General features: G+C 66.2%; 17 protein-coding genes and 1 tRNA gene. 8 read left to right on the top strand and 10 right to left on the bottom strand.

Features of this window, described 5'->3' with window-relative positions; genetic code table 11:
• Positions 1–7 precede the first annotated feature (7 nt).
• The 5 genes from CGZ88_RS07780 (at position 8) to CGZ88_RS07760 (ending at position 6,794) form a co-directional block, all read left to right on the top strand.
• Complete coding sequence (locus CGZ88_RS07780) at positions 8–1,339, top strand: ATP-binding protein (RefSeq protein ID WP_341476324.1); 1,332 nt, start codon at positions 8–10, stop codon at positions 1,337–1,339.
• On the top strand, positions 1,336–2,028 hold the full coding sequence (locus CGZ88_RS07775; protein WP_026644608.1) for a LuxR C-terminal-related transcriptional regulator: 693 nt from the start codon (positions 1,336–1,338) through the stop codon (positions 2,026–2,028). The genes CGZ88_RS07780 and CGZ88_RS07775 overlap by 4 nt, the downstream gene beginning before the upstream one ends.
• A 195-nt stretch (positions 2,029–2,223) precedes the next feature.
• Positions 2,224–4,359 carry a DUF4037 domain-containing protein gene (locus CGZ88_RS07770; RefSeq protein ID WP_101671512.1) on the top strand — a complete coding sequence of 712 codons (2,136 nt, stop codon included), beginning with the start codon at positions 2,224–2,226 and terminating at the stop codon, positions 4,357–4,359.
• Positions 4,360–4,414: 55 nt separating this feature from the next.
• Positions 4,415–5,131: a DUF4125 family protein gene (locus tag CGZ88_RS07765; RefSeq protein WP_051198423.1), complete on the top strand. Its 717-nt coding sequence runs from the start codon at positions 4,415–4,417 to the stop codon at positions 5,129–5,131.
• Between the two features lie 46 nt (positions 5,132–5,177).
• Entirely contained in the window at positions 5,178–6,794 is a 1,617-nt protein-coding gene (locus CGZ88_RS07760) for an alpha/beta hydrolase family protein (protein ID WP_423734417.1), read from the top strand.
• A 101-nt stretch (positions 6,795–6,895) separates the two neighbouring features.
• Here CGZ88_RS07760 and CGZ88_RS07755 read toward each other — a convergent pair whose 3' ends face one another.
• From CGZ88_RS07755 to serS, 5 genes are all read right to left on the bottom strand, one after another.
• On the bottom strand, positions 6,896–8,245 hold the full coding sequence (locus CGZ88_RS07755; RefSeq protein ID WP_101671511.1) for an aspartate aminotransferase family protein: 1,350 nt from the start codon (positions 8,243–8,245) through the stop codon (positions 6,896–6,898).
• 173 nt (positions 8,246–8,418) lie between these two features.
• On the bottom strand, positions 8,419–8,997 hold the full coding sequence (locus tag CGZ88_RS07750) for a TetR/AcrR family transcriptional regulator (protein WP_165778736.1): 579 nt from the start codon (positions 8,995–8,997) through the stop codon (positions 8,419–8,421).
• 135 nt (positions 8,998–9,132) lie between these two features.
• Complete coding sequence (locus tag CGZ88_RS07745) at positions 9,133–10,656, bottom strand: APC family permease (protein ID WP_101671509.1); 1,524 nt, start codon at positions 10,654–10,656, stop codon at positions 9,133–9,135.
• A 345-nt stretch (positions 10,657–11,001) separates the two neighbouring features.
• A tRNA-Ser gene (locus tag CGZ88_RS07740) sits at positions 11,002–11,086 on the bottom strand.
• Positions 11,087–11,177: 91 nt separating this feature from the next.
• A complete protein-coding gene (serS, locus tag CGZ88_RS07735; RefSeq protein ID WP_026644613.1) occupies positions 11,178–12,461 on the bottom strand; it encodes a serine--tRNA ligase in 1,284 nt (427 codons plus the stop codon).
• A 180-nt stretch (positions 12,462–12,641) separates the two neighbouring features.
• On the opposite strand from serS, the gene CGZ88_RS07730 reads away from it, so the two are divergent.
• Positions 12,642–13,784, top strand: coding sequence for a diacylglycerol/lipid kinase family protein (locus tag CGZ88_RS07730; protein WP_101671508.1), 1,143 nt, complete (start codon positions 12,642–12,644; stop codon positions 13,782–13,784).
• Positions 13,785–13,996: 212 nt separating this feature from the next.
• On the top strand, positions 13,997–15,673 hold the full coding sequence (pgm, locus tag CGZ88_RS07725) for a phosphoglucomutase (alpha-D-glucose-1,6-bisphosphate-dependent) (RefSeq protein WP_026644615.1): 1,677 nt from the start codon (positions 13,997–13,999) through the stop codon (positions 15,671–15,673).
• Between the two features lie 123 nt (positions 15,674–15,796).
• Here the strand turns inward: pgm and rpiA are convergent, their stop codons facing one another.
• The 4 genes from rpiA to CGZ88_RS07705 all read right to left on the bottom strand — a co-directional run bounded on the left by rpiA (position 15,797) and on the right by CGZ88_RS07705 (position 18,462).
• Entirely contained in the window at positions 15,797–16,498 is a 702-nt protein-coding gene (gene rpiA / locus CGZ88_RS07720; RefSeq protein WP_026644616.1) for a ribose-5-phosphate isomerase RpiA, read from the bottom strand.
• 79 nt (positions 16,499–16,577) lie between these two features.
• Positions 16,578–17,552, bottom strand: a complete 975-nt coding sequence (locus tag CGZ88_RS07715; RefSeq protein ID WP_101671507.1) for a ribonuclease H family protein — start codon at positions 17,550–17,552, stop codon at positions 16,578–16,580.
• 111 nt (positions 17,553–17,663) lie between these two features.
• The gene (locus CGZ88_RS07710) at positions 17,664–17,753 is read right to left on the bottom strand and encodes a 30S ribosomal protein bS22 (protein WP_004268639.1); all 90 of its coding nucleotides are present in this window, start codon (positions 17,751–17,753) and stop codon (positions 17,664–17,666) included.
• Between the two features lie 88 nt (positions 17,754–17,841).
• Entirely contained in the window at positions 17,842–18,462 is a 621-nt protein-coding gene (locus CGZ88_RS07705; RefSeq protein WP_243390106.1) for a hypothetical protein, read from the bottom strand.
• Between the two features lie 455 nt (positions 18,463–18,917).
• Between CGZ88_RS07705 and radA the strand changes: the two genes are divergently transcribed.
• On the top strand, positions 18,918–20,330 hold the full coding sequence (radA, locus tag CGZ88_RS07700) for a DNA repair protein RadA (protein WP_101671506.1): 1,413 nt from the start codon (positions 18,918–18,920) through the stop codon (positions 20,328–20,330).
• 12 nt (positions 20,331–20,342) lie between these two features.
• On the opposite strand, the gene CGZ88_RS07695 is transcribed toward radA, so the two are convergent.
• The gene (locus CGZ88_RS07695; protein WP_101671505.1) at positions 20,343–21,590 is read right to left on the bottom strand and encodes a riboflavin kinase; all 1,248 of its coding nucleotides are present in this window, start codon (positions 21,588–21,590) and stop codon (positions 20,343–20,345) included.
• Positions 21,591–21,622 lie beyond the last annotated feature (32 nt).

Here is a 21,622-nt window from a genome sequence, read left to right as displayed (position 1 = left end):
GCCGCTGATGCGGCCGCGCAAGGGGCGTTGGATCGCCGGCGTCGCGCGCGGCGTCAGCATGCATCTGGGCGTGCCCGTCGTATGGGTGCGTCTCGCCTTTGTCGTCTTGTGTGCGTTGTACGGCGTGGGACTTGGCGCCTATGTGGCGCTGTGGCTGCTCATTCCGGCAGGCGACCCCGAAGCCGAGGCGCGGCGCATCGCGGCGGTCGCGCATGCCGCTGACGCGCCGCTCGCGAAAGGCAACGCGCGCCCGGGAGCCGCGGACGCGCGCGCCGGAATCGACGATGCAGGAGACTACGACGCGACCGACTACACGGGCCTGAATTCGGCGGCGCCGACGATCAGCGGCGAAAGCCTCAAGCAGCTGTTCGACGAGGCGTCGAAGCCGGCGCTGTTCGCGTCGCTCGGCGTGCTGCTCATCGCATGCACGATCGTCATCAACATGGCGGCGTCGCGCGCTGGCACCATCCTGCCGGCCGCGCTCGCCGTCATCGGTCTCGGCATCGCCTGGATGCGCTACAATGCGCCGCGCGGGCAGGTCATGACGACGGCGATCGGCGTCGCGCTCGAATTCGTCGCCTATGTCGTCTTTCTTGTACAGCCGCTGTTCGCGCATCGCGAGGTCACGCTCGCGCGCAGCCTCGTCAGCGGCCTGCTGCTTGTGTTCGCCGTCATCGGCACGCTCACGCCGTGGATCATGGCGCTGATGCGCGGGTTCACGAACGAGCGCGCGCTCAAGGAACGCGAGGAGGAGCGCGCCGACATGACGGCGCATCTGCACGACGGCGTCCTGCAGACGCTCGCGCTGATCCAGCTGCACGCGGCCGAGCCGCAGACGGTGTTCACGCTCGCGCGTTCGCAGGAACGTGAGCTGCGCAGCTGGCTGTATCAGGAACGCACCACCTCGGATCGGTCGGTCAAGGCGGGGCTCACGCAGATCGCCGCGCAGATCGAGGACAGCCACGGCAAGCCGATCGACGTCGTCACCGTCGGCGACGCACGGCCGAGCGCGCAGACGGACGCGCTGCTCGACGCCGCCGCGCAGGCGATGGTCAACGCGGTGACGCACGGCGGCGAGCCCGTCTCCGTGTACTGCGAGGCGTCGGACACGCTTGTGGAGGTGTTCGTGCGCGACCACGGCGACGGCTTTAGGATGGAGGACGTGCCGCCCGAACGGCTCGGCATCCGCGAGTCGATCATCGGGCGCATCAGACGGCGCGGTGGCAGCGTGGAGATCGTCTCGAGGCTCGGATGGGGCACCGAGGTGCGCATGCACATGCCGATCGCCGCGCACAACGACGCTCGCGCGGCGCAGGACGACGCAAAGGAGACAGCATGAGCGAACAGGACGGGACACGGCGCGAGCCGGTGCGCATCGCCGTCGTCGACGACCATGAGATGTTCAGGGCGGGCGTCATCGCGACGCTCGCGCCGATCTTCGACGTCGTCGGGCAGGCGGCGGACGTCGAATCGTCGGTGATGATGATCGCCGACACGAAGCCGAACGTCGTGCTGCTCGACGTGCATGTGCCGGGCGGCGAGGGCGGAGGCGGCGCCGAGATCCTGACGAAATCGCGGCCACTGTCGCCCGATTCGGCGTTCCTCGCGCTGTCGGTCTCCGATTCGGCGCAGGACGTCGGCGCCGTCATCCGCGCCGGCGCGCGCGGCTATGTGACGAAGACCATCACCGGCAACGAGCTCGTCCATTCGATCGAGCAGGTCGCCGACGGCTACGCGGTCTTCTCCCCCAAGCTCGCCGGCTTCGTGCTCTCGGCGTTCCAGGGCGCGCCGCCGGCTGCCGACGACATGGCACGGCCGGTGCACGACAGCGAACTCGACCGGCTGTCGACGCGCGAGCAGGAGGTCATGCGCCTCATCGCACGCGGATACACGTATAAAGAGGTCGCCGCCGAACTGTTCATCTCAGTGAAGACGGTCGAGACGCATGTCAGTTCGGTGCTGCGCAAACTGCAGCTGTCGAACCGCAACGAACTGACGTTGTGGGCGGCCGATCGGCATATTGTGTGATTCGTTGACTGATTCATCGTCTGATTCGTCAGATTGATTGACGTTGATTGATGCACGCGGCGCACGATTCGAACATTTGTTCGCACAAGGCGATCAGAGCGACGGCGTGTGGCGCCGCCGATGCCCTACGATGGTGCTCAGCGAGACGGCGGCGCGGCGGCCCGCGCCCGGAGACACAGGCGAAAGGCGGACGCGATGGCGCATGACGAGGACGATCTGCTGGCGAAACTGACGCGCTTCAGCGAGGACGTTGCGCCGCCCACGACAGCGGACGACGACAACGCGACGGACGACAACGACGCTGCGGACGGCGGATTCGACGTCGACGCGTTCCTGCACGGTCTCGACGCCATCTTCGCGCGGCACGAGGCGGCCACGAAGGCCGAACCCTATCTGCTCGACGCGATGGAGCAGGCCGAGAACGCCGGTGACCTGCCCGGCCTGCTCACCGTGCTCAACGAGACGATGGGCTTCTACCGTTCGCAATCGCGCCACAAGGACAACCAGTGGATCATCCAGCGGGCGATCGAGCTCGCGCTGCGCCTCGGGCTCGAAGGCACCGAGGCGTGGGCGACGACGCTCATCAATGCGGCCACATCGCAGCGCGCCGCCGGCAACTACGAGCAGGCCGAGGACCTCTACCATCAGGCGCTCGACTGCGCGAGGCGCGTCTATGACGCCGACGACCGGCGGCTCGCGGCACTGCACAACAACCTGTCGATGCTCTACGGCGAAACAAATCGCCCCGCCGAAGCTGTCTGCGAACTGCGCGAGGCGCTCGCGATCCTCGAACACGGCAGCCCCAATCCGATGACCGACGTGGACATCGCCTCCACCTGCGCGAACCTCGTGCTCGCACTGCTCACGCAGGCCGCGGCAAACAATGAAGCAGCAGACGACAACAACAACGACAGTGTCGTGACGCTCGACGAGACCGCCGCATACGCACGACGGGCATTGGAGATCTACCGGGCCGCCGGGGCCGAAGGCAGCGCACACTATGCGTCGGCGCTCGCGGCGGCCGCGCAGGTGGCGTTCACACGCGGCGATCCGGCGAGCGCCGTCGACCAGTACGAGCGCGCGCTCGCGATCATCCGTACCTGCTACGGCGAGCACACCGATTACTATCGCGTCACCGAAGCCAATCTCAGCAAGGCGCGCGAAGCGCTGCGCGCCGCCAGAGGCATGATGGACGCGCATGCCGACAGCCCGCAGGAAGTCGACGCTGCGAATGCCAACAACAGTGCAGACGGCGGCACTACGAACGCCGAGACTATGCCCAACGGTTCTGCAACCGCCGCCGCGACGGCTTCTCCACGCCGCAGCGGCCTGCAGCTCGCCCGCGACTTCTGGCTCGTCTGCGGCAAGCCGATGCTCGAGGAACGCTATCCCGATTATGTCGGCCGCATCGCCGCCGGTCTGGTCGGTCCGGGTTCGGAATGCTTCGGCTTCGACGACGCGACCTCCGAGGACCATGACTTCGGCGCGCGGTTCTGCCTGTGGCTCACCGACGACGACTATGCGCGGATCGGCGAGCAGCTACAGCGCGACTACGAGGCGCTCCCCCGCGAATTCGACGGCGTCACACGTTCCACGACGACGCCAAGGGCGTCCGGCGACGACCGACGCGACGGCGTGTTCACGATCGGCGGTTTCTTCACGTCGATCACCGGATACGCGAGCGCGCCGGGCGCTGACAAGCCGCATCTGTGGATGACGCTCGATGAGGCCACGTTGGCGAACGCGACGAACGGGCGCGTCTTCGCCGATCCGCTCGGCGCGTTCTCGAAAGCGCGCCAATCGTTCAAGCTCATGCCTCAGGACGTGTGGCTCGCGTGGATCTCGCGCAGGCTCGGCATGATCGCACAAGCCGGCCAATACAATGTGCCGCGCATGCTCAAGCGTGGCGACGGCGCGGCCGCGTGGCTGTGCATCGACGAATTCACGATGGCCGTCTCCTCGCTCGTGTTCCTGCTCAACAAGCCGGTGACGGTCGGCTATGCGCCGTACTACAAGTGGCGGTTCGCCGCGCTGCGCGCGCTCAGCCGGCGCGCCGGCATGCGGCTGACCGAGGTGTGCGACGAACTCGAGACGCTGCTGCGTCGCTCGTCGGCCGCCTGCTTCGCCGGCGCCGGATTCGGCGAAGGCGGCGCCGGCGCCGCGCCGCACATCAAAGAGGTCGAGCGCATCATCGAGACGATCTGCGCGCAGATCGTCGACGAGCTGCGTCGGCAGGGACTGACCGATGCGGACGCCGACTTCCTCGAATGGCAGCGCCCCTATGTTGAGGCTCATATCCACGACCCCTCGCCATGCCTGCACAGCCTGTGATGGCGGAACCTGTGACAGCGGAACGAGCCACGACGGTGGAGGAAACGGAGTCATGATGACACGAGAACAAGATGCAGCACAGAATGGCAACGCAGCGCAGGACGGCGAGCGGGAGGCGCTCGTCGAGGAAATCGTGCGCCACGAATGGGACATGTTCCAACGCACGACGAACGAGGGCGGCCGCGCCGCCTGTCAGGGCAACTGGCCGATGTTCGCGCTGATGCGCACGAGCCAGTTCATGCCGTGGCCGGTCGCGCTCATCAGGTCGTATCTGCAGGACCTCAGGGACGCCGAGCGCGAAGGCCGCAACCTCGTCGAGGAGAAATACGCGCGCATGATGGCGTCGACGGAGCCCGAACGCTTCCGGCGCGACATCGCCCCGCATATCCCCGCATTGGACGGCGCACGGGTCGCCCGGCAGGAGCGGATCGTGGCACGGCAGCTCGACTGGGCACGCGATTTCGTCGCGCACTTCCCGCACATCGGCGCGAACATGCGCGTGCTGTCAAGCGATCAGGACACGCTTGAGCGCACGTCGTACGAGACGTATCTGCGCGGCGAACTGGGCACCTACTCGCCGCGCACACTCGCGCTGTACGAGGATTTCGTCGCACGAACGCAGGCGCATGGCGGCAACCTCACGCAGCAGACGGTGGCGTGGACGATGCGGATGGCGGGCGCCACTTCGCTCGAAGAGGCGGAGCGGACGCAGACGGAACAAGCACAGCACGAACGGACACAGCACGATGAGGCGTCATCCGGCGCGTTTTGAGCTTTGCGCCGAAGAATCGGCAACCCTGGCGATACAGTGAGGAACCGTGCAGCATTTCTGGAAGCAATTCGCATGGACGCTCGTCGTGTCGACGGTCACGCTCGCGTTGTTCCTCGGCGTGAGCGCGTTGATGATGCCGTCCTGGCGCATCGAACCGCTCAGCGCGCATCTGACCGTGTCGACGAGCGACACCGCGATCGCCGCACGCGGCATCACGACACCCCAGGAAGGCACCTACAAGGTCAAGGAGACGAAGATCCGGCTCCCGATCAGCGGCGGGAAGACCGTCAACGCGATCGTGCGCGAACCGGTCGGCGCGCCGCAGGGACGCCCTGCCTGCTCCTTCGTGCACGGCGCCGGCACCGGCAAGGCCTCCGAGGTCTACGCGGACATCGCGAACGCGATGGCGTCGGCCGGCATCACGACGCTCGTGCAGGACAAACGACTCGACAACTACACGCCGCTGTCGCGCGACTACATGTCGAACGCCGAGGATTACCTCGCCGGCCTCGATGCGCTGCGCGACTGGCCGGGCGTGGACCGCACGAAGGCCGGCATCTACGCGGAATCGGAGGGCACTTGGATCGCGACGCTGATGGCGGACAGGGACAAGGACATCGCGTTCGCGATCCTGACGTCGGCGCCGGTGTTCTCGCCGCGCCAGCAGATGGCGATGGCGGCGACGCAGTATCTCAACATCGTCGGCGCGCCGAGCGGCGTCATCAACATCATCCCCAAGCTCATCAGCCTCGACTTCGCACCCTTCGGCCTCGCCTACGCCGACTTCGACGCGGCCGCCTACCGGCACAACCTGACAATGCCGCTGCTCGTCAACTACGGCACGCGCGACCCGTCGATGCCCTGTGAGCAGGGCGCGCAGAAGCTCATCCACGAAGCCCATGACGTCGGCAACGAAAACGTGACGGTGCGCTACTATCCGACGAACCACCAGATGCGCACCGGCTCGTCGCTGTCGCTGCCGGGACTGCAACTGGAGCCGCACTACACGCACAATCTCGAGGACTGGGTGAACGCGGTCGCCGCCGGCGCGACGGACTCTGACTGGACGACGCCGCCGATCGCCGGCGCGCAACCCTTCCAGGAGTTCGCCGTTCCTGCCAACGTCAAGCCGGGCTGCGTTCATTCGTTGCTCGAGGTGCTCATCGTCGACGCGCTCGTCATCCTGCTGTGGCTCATCGTCGTCATCGGCTGCTGCGTCGCGTTCGCACGCAGACGACATTGCGACGCCGAATCGCCGGGACGCAAGGGACGCACGCTCGTGCACCGGTACACGGCACAGTCGAAGGCGCTCATCATCGGCAACATCATCCTCACGCCGGCACTCACCTGCGGTTTCCTCGCCTACTTCGCGTTCGTCGCACGCGCCACGCTCAGACTCGAGGACCATGCGGCGGCGCTCGAAGCCGGATGGACGGCGCTGCGCATCGGCTCGCTCATCGCGATCGTGATGCTGTGCTGGCTGTGGGTGCGCCTCTACTTCTTCTACGGTCCCGGCGAGCTCGATCCGCACGGCGTCGACGGGGACGCCCCGCGCAAGGAGTACCGTATGGCGCGCGGCCACAGCTGGATCATCGGAATGCTCTCCGCCTGCGTGCTGCTGGCGCTGCTGCTCGGCGACTTCTTCGGCCTGATCGGCTCGTAGCATTCACAGACACGGCGACGGCCGGGCCGCCCTCGACGTCGCTGCGTCGTGGTGCGGCCCGGCCGTCGCTGTGTCGATTCGATGGATGCGCCGTGCCCGAATCAGCTCTCCGCCGGCGCGGCCGAGCCGATGACGTCGCGGATCGCCTTGTCGAAGGCGTCGATGAACCAGTCGAAGTCCGCTTCGGTCGTCGTGATGTTCGGGTAGACGCGCAGGATCGTGTCGTCGTTCGTCGACGTCATCGTGTGCACGTAGTACTTCTGCGCCATGACGGCGGCCACGCGGTTCGCGTAGCCCACGCCGTCGGCGTCCACGCCGAACTTGAGGCCGATCATGAATCCGCGTCCGCGGATCTCCGCGATGACGTCCGGGTACTTCTGATGGATCTGTTCGAGCTTGGCGAAAATGTACTTGCTCTTCTCGCGCACCTGGCCGGCCACGTCGTGCTCAATCATGTACTGCAGCGAGCTGAGTGCGACGGCGGCGGAGATGTTGTTGTCCTGATAGGTGGCCGTGTGCATCATCGCGCTGTCGTAGGAGCCGTAAGCCTCCTGATACAGGCTGTCCTTGACCTGGATGCCGGAGACCGGCAGCACGCCGTCGCTCATACCCTTCGCGAAGGTGAACGCGTCGGGGACGAGACCCTCGTAGTACTGGTGCGCCCAGACGTAGCCGGTGCGGCACGAGCCGGCCTGCACCTCGTCCATGATCATGTAGACGCCGTATTCGTCGCACAGGCGTCGGATCGTCGGGAAATAGTCCTCCGGCGGCACGACGACGCCGCCTTCGCCCTGGATCGTCTCGGCGATGAACGCGATGACGTTGCCCTTCTTGAACTCCGCCTCCACGGCGTCAAGATCGCCGTAGGGTACGTAGGCGTGGTCGGCGATGACCGGCTGCCAGCGGCGCCACACGTCCTTGCCGCCGGCGCTGACGGCGCCGAGCGTCTTGCCATGGAAGGAGTTGAGCGTCGAGACGATGCGCTTGCGCTCGGGATGATGGCGTCCCGCCGCGATGCGCACGAGCTTGAGCACGGCCTCGACGGCCTCCGCGCCGCCGCCGCCGTTGACGATCGTGCGCGTCAGCTCGGGCGTGACGAGCGCCATGTTGTGCGCGAAGGCCGCCGTGATCGGCTTCAAGGCGAGCGGATCCATCGTCAGTGGCTTCGTAGCGAGGTATTTGCGCACGTTCTCGACGATGAACGGGTTGTTGTGGCCGAGCAGGTAGACGCCGACGCAGCCGATGAAATCGAGGCGCTTGTTGCCGTCCGCGTCCCAGATGTAGCAGCCTTCGGCGCGCTTGATGTCGAAGGTGAGGCCGCCTGCGAGGCCGAGCTTCGTGCGGTATTCGTTCATGTGCTTCAGCTGCATGTCCTTGACCTGCTCCTCGGTCAGGTCGAAGGCCTCGTCAAGGCTGATGAATCCCGGGTAGAGTTCCGATGCGGCAGTCATGATGACATCCTTCCGTTGTTTTTTGAGCGTATGCTCACTTTAAGGCAACGAGATTTTCTAACCGGTTTCCCATATGTTTCCAACGATGACGACAGATGTCGACTCTGTTACATGAGCAAACGCTCACCCTCATCAATACATCAATACGCACGCTGCCCCCGCGCGCGTCGTGTTCAGTGCAGCCGCACAATGGCGCGCGCGAGATCACGCGCCGCGAGCGCCGTATGCTCGTCCTCGGACATCGCGAACTCGACCTGCGCGTTGTCGACGATATCGACGACGGCGTCGGCGAGCACCTGCACCGGGCAGTCGTCGGCGACCTCGCCGAGTTCGCACGCCTGCTCGAGGAAATCGACGAGCTTGACGCGCCAGCAGTTGTGCGGCTCGACGTAGGAGCGCCGGTCGCGCACCTTCGCGGCCCAGTAGGCGACGACGATGCGCGCCTCCGCCTGCGACACGCTCGTCACCGGCATGAGTTCGTCGATGAGCGCATGGACGGCGTCAAGGCCGCGCCGACCTGCGATGCCGCGTTCGATGCGCGCGTTCGTACGCGCGACGACCTCGCGGTAGGCGCGTTCGACGATCGCGTCCATGTCGTCGAAGTACCGCCACAGCAGGCTGTTCGAGACGCCGAGCTGCGCTGCGAGTGCACGCGACGACGCGGCGTCGAGGCCGCGTCCGCGTTCGACGAGCGTCAGGAACGCGTCGACGATCTGCTGGCGCCGCTCTTCGTGATCGACGATCTTCGGCATCGTCCTCCTTATTTCGTTTCCGCTGCGATGTGCACGACTGCGACATGCACGATTTGCCATAGTACGCGAACGCGCGGTCGGTCCTTCCGACAATGTTCGGAAACGGTCGACCGCACGGGATTCGCGGAGCTGCGCTCAGCCGGCGATCGCCGACTCGAGCGCACGGTAGGCGTCGTCGCTGCGCCTGCGCATGATGATTGTTTCGACGACGCCGACGGCGAAGGCGGCGCACGCGCATGCGACGAGCGTGCGGCACGTGACGCCGAAGCTCGCCTCGCCGACGAGGTCGGGGAAGTACATGACGGCGCACGCGAGGATCGCCACAAGCAGCAGCACGCCAACGCCGGGCGCGACAACCGATTTGAGGACGCCTTCGCCGGCGCGCAGGTCGGCGCGGCGCACGAACATCACAACGACGGACAGGCAGGCGAGCACGAGCAGCATGACGAAGCCGAGGACGGCGACGCCGGAGAACCATGAGAACGCCTGGGTGAAGGGGTCAAGGCCGGCGATGCCGACGCACAGGACGACGCCGACGGAAGCGGCGGTCGCGACGAGCGACGCGAAGGTCGGCGAACCGTGACGCGCATGCAGACGGCCGAGCACGGACGGCAGCGCGCGGGCGTCAGCCATCGCGCGCATGTAGCGGGCGAGCACGTTATGGAAGGAGAGCACGGCCGCGAACAGGCTCGTGATGATGAGCACGCTGATGACGTTCGCGAACCAGCCGCCCACGTACTTCGCGCCGGTCGCCTGGAGCATATCGCCGGCGGTGAGCGCGTCCGCGTCGACGGCACCGTCCGAGCACCACGCGACGACGATCGCGAAGGACGAGACGAGGTAGAGCAGCGTGACGAATACGACGGCCACGTAGGTCGCGCGCGGCACCGTCACGTCGGGGTCGCGCGCCTCGGCTCGGTAGATCGACGTCGATTCGAAGCCGACGAAGCTCGCGATCGCGAAGATGATCGCGACGCCGGGGGCGCCTTCGAGCGACGCGGACGGGCTGAACGTGGCCGCAAAGTCGACACCCGCGGGAAGATGGCGAGCGAAGATCGCGACGCACAGCACGACGGCGACGGCGATCTCGCCGGCGATGAGCACGTTGACGACGTTCGCGCTCATCGCGATGTTGCGGTAGCCGAGGACGCCGGCGAGCGCGGCGGCCGCGAGCGAGCACACCCACCACGGCACCGTCAGCCCGGCGATCGAGGCGAGGCATGTACAGATCTGCATGCCGAGGAAGCAGACGATCGCCGACTGGATCATCAGATAAGTGAACAGCGCAAGCGTCGACGCGCCGAGGCCGAACATCGGGTGCAGGCCGCGGCCAATCGCGTTGAAAAAGCCGCCGGAGCCGGTCACGTGGCGGCTCATCGCGGAGAAGCCGATCGAGAAGAGCAGCAGGGCGACGCCGACGACGAGGAAGCTCACCGGGAACGCGGCGCCGTTGCCGGTGAGGATGCCGAGCGGCGTGCCGCCGCTGAGCACGGTGAGCGGCGCGGCCGCGGCGACGACCATCATCGTGATCGCCGGCGTGCCCAGACCAGCGCGCGACGTTGCCGCACACTGGCCGGCCGTGGCGACCGGAGGAATGCCGGATTGTGGTGAGCATGTGCTCTGGTCCAGATGCGGTGCGGGTATGGATGGTGCGGTCATCGTCGCCTTCTTTCGGTCGGGAACGGAGCGGATATGCTCACGAATCGTTGTTATGCATTGCCTTCACTTGGGTTTCTCGTATCGTTGATCTCCGGCGCCGACTGCGTCCGGATATCGGCAAACATAAACGAGCACCTGCTCACTTACATAATCGCCATGTTTTTGGTTGGTTACGAAAACGCCCCGCTCCCCCTCCGCGGACACACGGCCGTAACATGCGCGCGGCCGGTGCGGCTCCCCACATGACCTCTATGTCTGACCTCCCTGACGGCCCGACGGCCGCCACAAGGCATGACAACGGCATGAAAAAAGGGCTTCCGGTCGAAACCGGAAGCCCTTAGTCGGCGGATAGGGCGAGATTCGAACTCGCGGACGCTTGCGCGTCAACGGTTTTCAAGACCGTCTCCTTAGACCGCTCGGACACCTATCCAATGTGCTTGGCGCACGAACGACCAGTATAGCATGCGCCTGCGTATCAGGCGCCGTATGCGTCGTCCGTGCGCAATGCCGGAAAGCGCGTATCACGCCTCCCACGTCGTCGGCTCGATGATCTCCTTGCCGCCCATGTACGGACGCATCGCCTTCGGCACGACGATCGAGCCGTCCTTGAGCTGATGGTTCTCCATGATCGCGACGAGCCAGCGCGTCGTGGCGAGCGTGCCGTTGAGCGTGGCGACCGGCTCGGTGCCGCCCTCGACGCGTTCGCGGATGTTGAGGCGGCGCGCCTGATACTGCGTGCAGTTCGACGTCGACGTGAGCTCGCGGTAGCGGCCCTGCGTCGGCACCCACGCCTCGCAGTCGAACTTGCGCGCAGCCGAGGATCCCAGATCGCCGGCGGCCGTGTCGATGACGCGGTACGGCACCTCGACCTTGCCGAGCATCTCCTCCTCCATCGCGAGCAGCTGCCGGTGCTGGTCGTAGGAGTCCTCCGGCTTGCAATAGACGAACATCTCGACCTTGTCGAACTGGTGGACGCGGATGATGCCCGACGTGTCCTTGCCGGCGGCGCCCGCCTCGCGGCGGTAGCATGAGCTCCAGCCGCAGTAACGCAGCGGGCCCTTGTCCAGATCGAGGATCTCGTCCTCGTGCATGCCGGCAAGTGCGACCTCGGAGGTGCCGACGAGGTAGTCCTCGTCGGGTTCGCGCAGACGGTAGATCTCATCGGCATGCGAGTTGAGGAAGCCGGTGCCGCGCATCACCTCGGGACGCACAAGCGTCGGCGTGATCGCGAGCACGAAGCCGTGCTCCTGCGCCTGGTCGACGGCCATCGTCAGCATCGCGATCTGCATGCGCGCGATGTCGCCGCGCAGGAAGTAGAAACGCGATCCGGAGACCTTGACGCCGCGCTTCATGTCGATGCCGGCGACGCCCTCCCCGAGCGTGAGATGGTCCTTCGGCTCGAAGCCCTCGGCTGCAAAGTCGCGGATCGTGCCTACCTTCTTGACGACGACGTAGTCGTCCTCGCCGCCTTCCGGCGCCTCCGGCTCGACGATGTTCGACAGCTGCCACATCGCCGTGGTGTACTGTTCGTTCGCCGTGTCCGCGTCCGCCTTGTATGCGGAGACCTGCTCGGAGAGCTCCTTCGTCTGCGCGATGAGCGCGGCCTTCTCGTCGGCGGCGGCCTTCGCGACCTGCTTGCCGATCTCCTTCTGCCTGGAGCGCGCCTCCTCGTACTTCTTGAGCGAGGTGCGGCGCACCTCGTCGCTGCGCAGCACCTCGTCGACGAGTTCGACCGACTCGCCGCGCTTGCGCTGGGATTCCTTGACGACTTCAGGGTGTTCACGGATGAATTGAATATCGAGCATGGCTTAAGCGTAATGCGCGAAGCCGACAGCTGACCGTTGTTTTCCCACTGTTTTCGCGACGCACGCAGCCGCCCGCGCTGCCACGCGCGCGTCGCTTGCTAAGATGGGAAACCGGTAGCTGGCGCGGGCGCCGTCATCGGTGCGGTCCGGCGTGCAGGCGAGGAGAAGCGAGGGCGAGCCATGAATCAACAGGCACTGATCATTCTCGCGGTGATGATCGCGCTCATCGCGATCATCACCGCGATCATCGCCGCCATCCGTATCACGATGCACCGTCGGCGCGTGCAGCGGCTCGAGCAGCGCCGCGACGACCAAGTGCACTACGCGTTCATCATCAACCCGTCCAAGCCGACCGCCGAGACGACGCGCGCGCGCATCAAGGCGTACTGCGAACGCAAGGGGCTGACCGAGGTCATGTTCATCGACACGCAGCTCGACAAGGACGGCCGCGTCTGCGCGCAGGAGGCGCTCGCGCGCGGCGCGGACGTCGTCATCGCCGTCGGCGGCGACGGCACGGTGCGCACGGTCGCGTCCGCGCTCGGCGGCACCGGGCATGCGATGGGCATCGTGCCGATCGGCACCGGCAATCTGTTCGCGCGCAACATGGGCATTCCGATCGACGACGTCGAGGCCGCGCTGACGATCGCGGTCTCCCACGGCTCGCATCGCGTCGACGTCGGCCGTCTGCGGATCCTCGACGACCCGGACGAGGACCATGCGCACGCGTTCCTGATCATCGCCGGCGTCGGCTTCGACGCTGTGATGATCGACGACACCGACCCCAAGCTCAAGAAGAACATCAGCTGGCTCGCCTACTTCATTTCCGGCGCGAAGCATCTGTTCACGCCGAAATACCACGCGTCGATCACGATCAAGGGTCCCGATGGCGAGACATACACGCAGCGCGACACCGAGTTCCGCACGTTCATGGCCGGCAACTGCGGCCAGATCCCGGTGTTCTCGCTGATGCCGGACGCGGCGTTCAATGACGGGCTGCTCGATTTCGAGATGATCGACACGAACGGCGGCATCATCGGCTGGGCGAACCTCTTCGGCGACGTCGTCCACCAGACGATCACCGGCAAGGCCGCGCAGAGCCCGCTGTCGACGCATTCGCACATCGACCAGATGCAGGGCGTGCAGGCCGAGGTCATGCTCGACAAGCCGGTGCCCGCGCAGGTCGACGGCGACATGCTGCCCGAGACACGGCATATCCTGTTCTCCGTCGACCGCGAGGCGCTCCTCGTGCGTGTGCCGCTCGACGACAACATCAGCGCGACGACGCAGATCCCGCCGATCAAGGCGCCGCTCGCCAAGGACTGAGCGCACCCGCGACCGTCCATCGATTGCGAACGATGGGCGGCCGCGAGCGCCGCGACGCGCCTCTTCGCTCTCTTTGCCGCCAGCCGCCGCCGATGCCACCTTTGCAATCGATGTCATCTCTGCGCCACAGGCTAAACTGGAACCGCGTCTGCACGGCGACCACGCCCTGCAGCATGGAGCAGTAACTGTTGTCCCATCAGAATGAAGGAAGTATGGTTGCACCTAACGCGGGCATGCCCGCCACTGAAGCAGATCTGATCAACGTCGACGAAGTCATCGGCAAGTACTATGACGTCGTCCCGGATCCGTCGGTCCCTGAAGAGCGTGTCATCTTCGGCACCTCCGGCCACCGCGGCTCCTCGCTGAAGACCTCGTTCAACGAGGCGCACATCGTCGCGATCACGCAGGCGATCGCCGAGTACCGCAAGGCGGCCGGCGTCGACGGCCCGCTCTACATCGGCCGCGACACGCATGCGCTGAGCCTTCCGGCATGGAAGACCGCGATCGAGGTGCTCGTCGCGAACGGCGTGCGCGTGCGCATCGATTCGCGCGACGACTTCACGCCGACGCCGGTCGTTTCCCAGGCGATCCTGACGCACAACCGTGCGGCCGACGGCACGCAGCGCTTCGAGGGCGCCGACCTCGCCGACGGCATCGTCGTGACGCCTTCGCACAACCCGCCGACCGACGGCGGCTTCAAGTACGATCCGGTCACCGGCGGTCCGGCGCCGTCCGACGTGACGAATGCGATCGCGAACCGCGCGAACGAACTGCTCGGCGATTTCAGGAACGTCAAGCGCGTGCCCTTCGAGCAGGCGATCAAGTCGGATCTCATCGAGCGTTTCGACTTCCGTGAACACTACGTCGACGATCTGAAGAACGTCATCGACTTCGACGTCATCCGCAACTCCGGCGTGCGCCTCGGCATCGACCCGCTCGGTGGCGCCTCGGTCAACTACTGGCCGCTCATCAACGAGAAGTACGGCCTGAACATCGGCGTCATCCGTCCCGAGGTCGACCCGACGTGGCGTTTCATGACAATCGACCATGACGGCAAGATCCGCATGGACCCGTCGTCGCAGTACGCGATGAAGGGCCTCGTCGACGAGCTCAACGCCGGCGCGTGGGACAAGTACGACCTCGTCGGCGGCACCGATCCGGACGCCGACCGCCACGGCATCGTCTGCCCGAACTGGGGCGTCATGAACCCGAACCACTACCTCGCGGTGTGCGTCGAGTACCTCTTTGGCGGCAACCGTCCCGACTGGCCGGCGGGCACCGGCGTCGGCAAGACGCTCGTCTCGTCGTCGCTCATCGACCGCGTCGCCGCGTCGATTAACGCGCGCGTCGTCGAGGTCCCGGTCGGCTTCAAGTGGTTCGTCGACCCGCTGTTCACCGGCGAGATCGCGTTCGGCGGCGAGGAGAGCTCCGGCATGAGCTTCCTGCGCTTCAACGGCCGCGTTTGGACGACCGACAAGGACGGCCTGATCCCCGATCTGCTCGCGGCCGAGATCACCGGCAAGACCGGCAAGAACCCGGCGCAGCTGCATCAGGAACAGGTCGAGCGCTTCGGCGAAAGCTGGTACAGCCGCATCGACACGCCGACGACGCTCGAGCAGAAGCAGAAGTTCGCCAAGCTCGACGCGAAGGACGTCACGGCCACGACGCTCGGCGGCGAGGACATCACGGCGATTCTGACGAAGGCACCGGGCAACGACGCGCCGATCGGCGGCATCAAGGTCGTCACCGAGGACAACTGGTTCGCGGCGCGCCCCTCCGGCACCGAGAACATCTACAAGGTGTACGCGGAGTCCTTCGTCTCTCCCGAGACGCTCGACGCCGTCCTCGATGAGGCGACGCAGGTCGTCGACAAGGCGCTCGGCGAGTGAGCGCCGTGCGGGCGCCGATGGACGCCCGCACGCGTCGGTCTGACGCATAGGGGAAGTCCCCGCAACCCGGCCGGGTTGCGGGGACTTCCCCTATGCGTCAGACCGACGCCGCGACGGCGGCGCTCACGCCTTGTTCGGGTTGACGAGCGTGCGCGGGCCGTTCGGGTCGCCGACGATGACCTCGTTGACCATGTCGAGGAACAGGCCGTCCTCGACGACGCCCACCATGTTGATGAGGTCCTCGTGCAGGGCCGCCGGGTCGTCGATGCGCTCGAGGTGCAGGTCGACGACGTAGTTGTTCTCATCGGTGCGCACCGGCTTGCCGTCGGCGTCGAGACGCAGCGTCGGCTTGTAGCCGCGTTCCTTCATGCGTTCGATGACGTGCATCGCGCCGAAGGGGATGACCTCGACCGGCAGCGGGAACTTGCCGATGACGTCGACGAGCTTCGAGGCGTCGACGATCCAGACGATGTAGTCCGAGTTGATCGCGACGATCTTCTCCCACAGCAGCGCCGCGCCGCCGCCTTTGATGCCGTTGAAGTTCTTGTCCACCTCGTCGGCGCCGTCGATACACAGGTCGATGTGGTCGACCTCGTCGATGTTGACGATCTTGATGCCGTAGCCTTCCGCCTGCTCCTGCGTGCGGCGCGACGTCGTCACGCCGGTGAACTCGAGGCCCTCCTCCTGCTTGCGGCGGCCGAGTTCGTCGACGAGGAAGCGAACCGTGGAGCCCGTGCCGAGTCCGACGATCATGCCGCTCTTGACGAGCTTCGCCGCTTCGATGCCAGCTTCCTTCTTCATTGCATCCTGCTGTGCCTTGTCCATGACGCTCCTTTTGTTGGTTTCGTCCTTCCGGGGTCGCGCCCCGGCTGCCTTTCAGTGTAGTGGATTCGAACGAACATCGTCATCGCGGACGGTGGATGAGGAACGGCGCGCCGTCAAGCGTGATCGTCCCGTCGCCGTCGACGGTGCCTTCGACTTCGATGTAGCCGCGTATCGCACGCGGACGCCCGTCGTAGTGGGGGCTCGACGACGGCGGCGGCGTGAACGTGACCGTCCCGTGCACATGCAGTCCGCTGTGCCGCAGCAGCGGCTCCGGGCTCGCCGCGTTCTGCCGGCTTGTCGATTTCTCGGTCGGCGCAACATCGTCGTGTGTGACGTCGTCGTGCGCGACAGCCGATTCCTCGTCCGCCGTGCGCGCGGCGGTCGTGTCGGTGTCGACGATGTCGTCCTGCACTGGCTGCGGGCCGTCGGGGTCGCTGACGCCGCCGATGCAGCGCGCGCGCCGGTAGTCGGCGGCCGACAGTTCGTCGTCAAGCAGCATGCGCGCGTCGAGCGGCACGTCGAGGCCGCGCGCATACGACGACGCGAGCAGCGACTGCCAGCCCTCCTTCGGCAGATAGCCGTCGCGCACCGACGAGCGGCAGTCGCCGGCGTAGGTGCGCGCCAGTTCGTCGACCTTCTCGTTGCCGGCGTTGCCGGCGTGCCCCTTGACCCACACGAAGCGCACGGGTCCTTCGCGTCGGCGGATCTCGTCGTCGATTGCGCGGATGAGCTCGGCGTTTTTCACCGGCTCCTTCTTCGAGTTCTTCCAGCCGTTCTTCTTCCAGCCGTGCACCCATTTCGTCGAACAGTTGATCGCGTACTGCGAATCGGTTTCGATGACGAGCTCCTCGTCGCCCGGATGCGTGCGCAGCGCCTCGAGCACGGCGCACAGTTCGCCTATCTGGTTCGTGCCGTTCGTCGCGCCGCCGGCGTCGCAGTCGCCGGTGTGGTCGTGCCCGCGCGTCTCGCGCGTCGGATGGTCCGCCCATGCCCAGCCCATCGGGCCGTTGGGATTGCCGAGCGCGGAGCCGTCTGTGGAAACTGTGATCGTCATGGGTTCCAATGTACGCGCACGCGCGGCCCGCCGGTAAAAGACGATCCCGCGGCCCGCACGAGGATCGTGCATGGCCGCGGGATCGCATGAACGCTGTATCGCGCGGTAAGACTACTTGCGCTGGTGGCGAGTCTTACGCAGCAGTTTGCGGTGCTTCTTCTTGCTCATCCGCTTGCGGCGCTTCTTGATGACCGAGCCCATCGTCAGCCTCCGTTCCTTACTTGAAAGTTTGCAACTTGCCTAACATTACACTGTTCAGCCGACTTTCGCGAGTCGGCACGCGCTGCGCTCACAGCGGGAACAGCTTAAACACGGTCTCGACGGAGGCCTTCGGCCCGCTGATGCGCACGCATACGGTGTCGTTGCGCCACACCGCTACCGCCTTCGCGTCGTCACCTTTGTCCGCGTTCACGACGTAGGCGCCGGTGTTCGCGCCGTTGACCTTGACGTTGCCCGCGGCTATCTCGTCGCCGTCGAGCACCTTCGTGAGCGCGTTGTACTGCGAGACCGCCTCCTGCTCGCTCGTCCACTGTCCGACGACGACCTGCACGTCCTTGGCTTCGTCGCCTGTCGAATAGGTGAGCCGATACTCCTCGAGCGGCGACGAGGCGTCCCATTCGTCGGTGGCTTGCGCGTCGGTGCGCGCGAAGTCGGAGACATGCTCGGGCATCGCCTTGAGCAGTTCGGACGCGTTCGCCGGCAGCGCCTTCGCGTCAATCGTCGGACTCGCCGAGGCGACCGCCATCGGCACATCCATCGGCTGCGGCACATGGCGCACCGCCCATCCCGGCCATGCGAAGGCGCTGATGATCGCGAGCACAACGATGGCGGCCGCCGCGAACACGACGATGCGCGCCTTGCGCGCCGTCGACGAGGTCTGCGTCTGCTGTTTGCCGGATGTGACTGCCATGTGGCCAATCTTGGCACATCCTTCTGACCGTATCCGCCACACGCGCACCCGCATACGGCCTGCGCGGCATGATCGCATCATCAGGGCATCCGTCATGCGCATGCATGCCCCCGCATGGCTTCTCTGCCCTGCCTCCCGCATAACTCGATAGTTGGTCCGTATTGCTGAGCCATGAGAGGACGCCTCCTCATCCGGCCGCCGTCCACGTCATCAGGTTGTTTGATACTGTGCGATGCCGTGCGCCGATGATCGTCATCTCCCGGCGGATGTGTGCATCCGTGCGATTGCGACGCGCATGCCCATCCGTCTGCACGCATCGCTCGATGATCGACCCGAACTATAGAGTTATGCGCGGCGCCCGGAGTCGGCGTGCGCTTCTCACCGCCATGACCGCCACAGCCACCATAATCGCCGCACTCTTGCGCGCGCACGCGAAGGCCGCTAGGTTGCTGCATATGGCGAAAAGCACGACGAGCTACGTATGCACTGAATGCGGATGGACCGGCGCGAAATGGTTCGGTCGCTGTCCCGAATGCGGCCAATGGGGCACGATTGAGGAGTTCCACGAGGCGCGTCCCACCGCCTCCGGACAGCGCACGGCCGCGCCCGGACGCACGTCGCGCACAGCGCCGACGGCAGTCGCGCTGAGCGCCGCGCAACCGATCACCGACGTCGACACGGCATCGGTCACGCGCGTGCCCACCGGCTTCGGCGAATTCGACCGTGTGCTCGGCGGCGGCATCGTCCCCGGCTCGGTCGTGCTCATCGCCGGCGAACCCGGCATCGGCAAATCCACGCTGCTGCTGGAGACGGCCGGCAACATCGCGCGCGCCACGCCGTCCGGCAACGTCCTGTACATCTCCGGCGAGGAGTCGCAGGCACAGGTGCGGCTGCGCGCCTCGCGCATCGACGCCGTCGAGCCGAACCTGCTGCTCGCCTCGACGACCGACCTCGCCACCGCGCTCGGCCTCATCGAACAGCACCGTCCGGCGCTCGCGATCGTCGATTCGGCGCAGACGATCGTCTCGCAGGACGTCGATGGCATCTGTGGCGGCTCGACGCAGGTGCGCGAAGTCGCGAGCGCGCTTATCGACACGGCGAAATCGCTCGACGTGCCGGTGCTGCTCGTCGGTCACGTCACGAAGGACGGCTCGATCGCCGGTCCGCGCACGCTCGAACATCTCGTCGACGTCGTCTGCCAGTTCGAAGGCGAACCGCAGACGGCGCTGCGTCTGCTGCGCGCCGTGAAGAACCGTTTCGGCCCGACCGATGAGGTCGGTTGCTTCGACATGAGCGGCGTCGGCATCGAGGAGGTCACCGACCCGGCCGGCCTGTTCCTGTCGTCGAACGAGACACCCGTCGACGGCACATGCGTCACGTTCACGCTCGACGGCCACCGTTCGCTGCCGGTGGAGGTGCAGGCGCTCGTCACCGACTCGGTGCTGCCGACGCCGCGGCGCGCCGTCAACGGCGTCGACTCGAACCGCATCGCGATGCTCGTCGCCGTGCTGTACCGCCACGGCGGCCTGTCGCTGCTCAGCCGCGATCTGTATATTTCGACGATCGCCGGCGGCGTCGCGAAGGAGCCGAGCTGCGATCTGGCGATCGTCGCGGCGCTCGCGAGCGCGGCCACATCCACGCCGATCGCGCGTTCGACGTGCGCGATCGGCGAGATCTCGCTGACCGGTCAGGTGCGTCCGGTGCCGCGTCTCGAATATCGGCTGCGCGAGGCGGCGCGCCTTGGGTTCACGACGGCGCTCGTGCCGCCGATGCGCACGCCGACGTCGATTCCGGGTCTGCGCATCGTCGAGGTGCGTTCGCTGCTCGACGCGCTCGACGCGCTCGCGCTGACGAAGCGGGGCAAGTGACGCTCGCAGTCGTCACTGCCCGACGATTGTGAGCGTCTCGTCGGCGTTGCGTTTGAGTTCGTCGACGAGCGCGTCCACCGAATCGAACTTGATCTGCGGGCGCAGGAAGCGCGCGAATTCAACGCGTACGCGATGTCCGTACAGTTCGAGCCAGTCGTCGGTGACGGCGTAGGCTTCGAGGACGCGCTCGTCGCGACCGGTGGTTTCGTTGAAGGTCGGCTTCGTGCCGATCGAGATCGCCGCCGGCCAACGGTACGGCGAATGCGGCGCGAGGCGGCTTTCGACGCCGCCGGAGGTGTACGGCTGCGTGATCGACGCGACGCCGCCCTCGTCGACGTCGCCGAAGGGGTGCTGCGAGGCCGCGTACGCCTCCTCGCTGCCCAGATCGATGAGCCAGCCCGCGTAGACGCCGTCGACCGGCAGGTAGCCGTCGATCGGCTCGACGAGATTCACCGTCGGGAATCCGATCGTGCGTCCGCGTTCCTCGCCGTGCGTCACCGTGCCTTCGACGCCATGCGCATGCCCGAGGATGCGGTTCGCGTCGACGATCCGCCCCTGGCTGAGCAGCCATCGCACGTTCGTCGAACTCAGTTCGCGCACTTCGCGTGCGTTGACGCGTTTGCTCCACGCGCGCCGTTCCGCCTTGCTCATGCCGGCGAGCGGGTCGCCGGGTTCGCCCGGCTGCTGCGGCGGCTGCGGCGTGAAGGTCGCCGGCACGCGTACATGACCGCCGTTGTCGTCGACGACGTCGAGTTCGAACACGCCGGTGCCTTCGGCGAGCGTCGCGATCTTCTTCACGTCGCCTTCGAGGCCGGCGCCCATGCGCGCGTCCTGCCCGAGCACGAGCGTGCGCATACCGACCCTGCCGACGAGCTGTCCGAGGAAGAATCGGAACGATTTCGCGGCGAATGCGAGATCGTAGTGGACGATGAGCACGTAGTCGACGCCGAGTTCGTCCATCATCCGCAGCCGTTCGTCGACGCCGCTGATCGCCTGCGCGTCGTGCACGTCGTCGGGGACGCCGATGCCGGCGTGCGTCTTCGCGTATTTGTGCACGAACGCTGGCCTCGGATCGAACATGACGACGACGGCGAAGCTGCCGGTCGCCTTCGCGCGTTCGACGGTGCGTCGGATGACGGCCTGATGTCCGCGGTGCACGCCGTCGAACACGCCGACGGTGACAACCGATTTTTTGGTGGTGCTCAGCGTCGGCCATGCGACGTTGCCGCCCTCGTCCGGTTCGAGCCGAATGATGTTCATCTGTGCTGTCCTCCTGTTGCCAAATCCGTGTG

The sequence above is a fragment of the Bifidobacterium anseris genome, from assembly GCF_002860345.1.
Classification (GTDB): domain Bacteria; phylum Actinomycetota; class Actinomycetes; order Actinomycetales; family Bifidobacteriaceae; genus Bifidobacterium; species Bifidobacterium anseris.
Note: the sequence above shows the minus strand (reverse complement) of the source record. Positions and strands in the feature narration are given on the sequence as shown.

What these genes read in the sequence shown, in the direction of transcription:
- CGZ88_RS07780 (WP_341476324.1), top strand. Translation starts at nt 8, where the DNA reads ATGCGGCCGCGCAAGGGGCGTTGGATCGCCGGCGTCGCGCGCGGCGTC.
- CGZ88_RS07775 (WP_026644608.1), top strand. Translation starts at nt 1,336, where the DNA reads ATGAGCGAACAGGACGGGACACGGCGCGAGCCGGTGCGCATCGCCGTC.
- CGZ88_RS07770 (WP_101671512.1), top strand. Translation starts at nt 2,224, where the DNA reads ATGGCGCATGACGAGGACGATCTGCTGGCGAAACTGACGCGCTTCAGC.
- CGZ88_RS07765 (WP_051198423.1), top strand. Translation starts at nt 4,415, where the DNA reads ATGACACGAGAACAAGATGCAGCACAGAATGGCAACGCAGCGCAGGAC.
- CGZ88_RS07755 (WP_101671511.1), bottom strand. Translation starts at nt 8,245, where the DNA reads ATGACTGCCGCATCGGAACTCTACCCGGGATTCATCAGCCTTGACGAG.
- CGZ88_RS07750 (WP_165778736.1), bottom strand. Translation starts at nt 8,997, where the DNA reads ATGCCGAAGATCGTCGATCACGAAGAGCGGCGCCAGCAGATCGTCGAC.
- CGZ88_RS07745 (WP_101671509.1), bottom strand. Translation starts at nt 10,656, where the DNA reads ATGACCGCACCATCCATACCCGCACCGCATCTGGACCAGAGCACATGC.
- serS (WP_026644613.1), bottom strand. Translation starts at nt 12,461, where the DNA reads ATGCTCGATATTCAATTCATCCGTGAACACCCTGAAGTCGTCAAGGAA.
- CGZ88_RS07730 (WP_101671508.1), top strand. Translation starts at nt 12,642, where the DNA reads ATGAATCAACAGGCACTGATCATTCTCGCGGTGATGATCGCGCTCATC.
- pgm (WP_026644615.1), top strand. Translation starts at nt 13,997, where the DNA reads ATGGTTGCACCTAACGCGGGCATGCCCGCCACTGAAGCAGATCTGATC.
- rpiA (WP_026644616.1), bottom strand. Translation starts at nt 16,498, where the DNA reads ATGGACAAGGCACAGCAGGATGCAATGAAGAAGGAAGCTGGCATCGAA.
- CGZ88_RS07715 (WP_101671507.1), bottom strand. Translation starts at nt 17,552, where the DNA reads ATGACGATCACAGTTTCCACAGACGGCTCCGCGCTCGGCAATCCCAAC.
- CGZ88_RS07710 (WP_004268639.1), bottom strand. Translation starts at nt 17,753, where the DNA reads ATGGGCTCGGTCATCAAGAAGCGCCGCAAGCGGATGAGCAAGAAGAAG.
- CGZ88_RS07705 (WP_243390106.1), bottom strand. Translation starts at nt 18,462, where the DNA reads ATGGCAGTCACATCCGGCAAACAGCAGACGCAGACCTCGTCGACGGCG.
- radA (WP_101671506.1), top strand. Translation starts at nt 18,918, where the DNA reads ATGGCGAAAAGCACGACGAGCTACGTATGCACTGAATGCGGATGGACC.
- CGZ88_RS07695 (WP_101671505.1), bottom strand. Translation starts at nt 21,590, where the DNA reads ATGAACATCATTCGGCTCGAACCGGACGAGGGCGGCAACGTCGCATGG.